We start from the raw sequence: 1,924 nt of genomic DNA on the forward strand, positions 1-1,924 counted from the left end.
GCCCCAGCCGTTGTCCCACTCCAGTTCGCGGGAGGTGCCCGTGGTCACCAGCAGATCCCCCATGAGGGACCGCTCGTAGAACCACCGGGCGTCGGCCACCGACATGTTCGTGCAGCCGTTGGAGGCGTTGGCGCGGCCCAGGTTGCCGAGGTTCCACGGGGCTGCGTGGGTGAACTCACCGCTGTTGGACGTGCGCACCGCCCAGTCGACGTCGAGGCGGTAGTAGCCGGGTGAGCCCTTGGGAATGCCGACCGTGGCCGAGTCCATCACCAGCGTCGCGTACTTCTCCATGGTCACGTGGATCCCGGACGTGGTGGTGTTGAAGCGGCGCAGGCCCTTGCCGTTGCTCACCGGGATGGTGCGCACGGCCTCACCGTCCACCGCCACCCGCATGCGGTGGTCGGGCACGTGCATGGTGGCGACCAGCTCACGGCCCACCTCGAACTCGATGCGCCGGTCGCGCGTCCCGTACACACCCTCCGCGGCCTCCACGCCCGCCAGGCGCAGGTCGACGCTGACGCGCTGGTAGGGCTCCCAGTACTCTCGGGGCCGGAAGACGGCGGTCTCGTCGTCGAGCCAGTTCCATGCGCCCTCGGTCGCCTCCTCCGAGGTGACCTCCATGGAGTTCTCCACCTGCCGCTTGTACTCGACCGGCTGGTCGAAGGTGACGACCACGGGCATGCCCACGCCCACGACGTCGCCCGTCCGGGGAAGGTTCGCGGCCAGTTCGAGCCGGTGCTCCCCGTCCACGCCCGCGGTGGCGAACTGGGAGACCACCTCGGTCTCTCGGCCCGTCCCGTCCTCCGCCGTGGCGTACACGCGCACGGAAGCGCCGGGTCTCAGGTTCCAGTCGCTCACCCAGGAGGTCCGGTCCTCGCTCAGGTCCCCCTCGGCCGCCGCGTCCGTCTCCCCACCGCCGCCCGCGACCACCGGCCGCGCGGTCCCGGGCTCCGCCGGTTCCTCGTGGGCGGCCTGCTCGATCCGCACGTCGGTGATGGTCCCGTCCTCGACCGAGACGCGCACGGGGGTGTTCGGCGGCACGGAGGCCCGCCCCGGGGCCGGGGTCACGGTGATGCGCGGACCGCCACCGGGTTCCGCGCTCTCCCCTCCTCCGGTGGTGCAGGCCGTCGCCACGAGGACGGCCACCGCCGTTCCAGCCACCGCTGACCGGGAAACTCGACCGCTCACGCCAGGACCTCCCGCCTTACGAAGGGGTCGCCGCGGTACCGCCGCACAAGGCGAACCCCGGTGGCCGGACGGGTTCCGCTGACACGGAACCCTCCGGCCACCGGGGCGGCGACCTCTATATCCTACCCTGAGAGATGATCCAAGTACAGAAGGTGATCATCTGGGCGGGTCAGGACATCAGTGCTGGAACTCCTTGCGGTAGTACTCGAAGACCCAGCCGATGGCGGTGAGGGTGACGGCCAGAGCGCCGATGAACACCATCCACCAGCCGATCGCCACGCCCACCGCCATGAAGGCGATGGCCAGCGCGACGAACAGCGGCCACCAGCTGTGCGGGCTGAAGAACCCGAACTCTCCGGCGTTCTCGGCGATGTCGCCGTCCAGCCGCTCCTCCGCGGGAAGGCCGTGGAAGTGCTCGCTGCGACGGGCCGCCTGCCAGAGCCAGAAGCCGATCATCCAGCCGAAGCCGATCGAGACCACCAGGGCGGTCGAACCGGTCCACTCGATCGAGCCCGTGTCCTGGTAGGACCAGTACATGTACAGCAGGGCGGCCAGACCGAAGAAGGTCGATACGCCCATGAACAGATAGGCCTGCATCTTCATCGTGAGCTCGCCCCTACTCCTTCGTGACGCCCACCGGGACGGCGCCCGGGGCCGCGGCGTGCGGGTGGTTCAGGTCGAACGCGGGACGCTCGGAGCGGATCCGCGGCAGCGACGTGAAGTTGTGCCGCGGCGG

Annotated in this window: 2 protein-coding genes; both read right to left on the reverse strand. The window is 70.0% G+C overall.

The annotated features are described in order from the left end of the window. Positions 1–1,188: L,D-transpeptidase (locus D471_RS0118755; protein WP_040690283.1), on the reverse strand; the 1,188-nt coding region annotated here is incomplete at its 3' end. Positions 1,189–1,365: 177 nt separating this feature from the next. Beyond that, complete coding sequence (locus D471_RS0118760; RefSeq protein WP_017600035.1) at positions 1,366–1,791, reverse strand: cytochrome c oxidase subunit 4; 426 nt, start codon at positions 1,789–1,791, stop codon at positions 1,366–1,368. Positions 1,792–1,924 lie beyond the last annotated feature (133 nt).

The sequence above is a fragment of the Nocardiopsis lucentensis DSM 44048 genome, from assembly GCF_000341125.1.
GTDB classification, from domain to species: domain Bacteria; phylum Actinomycetota; class Actinomycetes; order Streptosporangiales; family Streptosporangiaceae; genus Nocardiopsis; species Nocardiopsis lucentensis.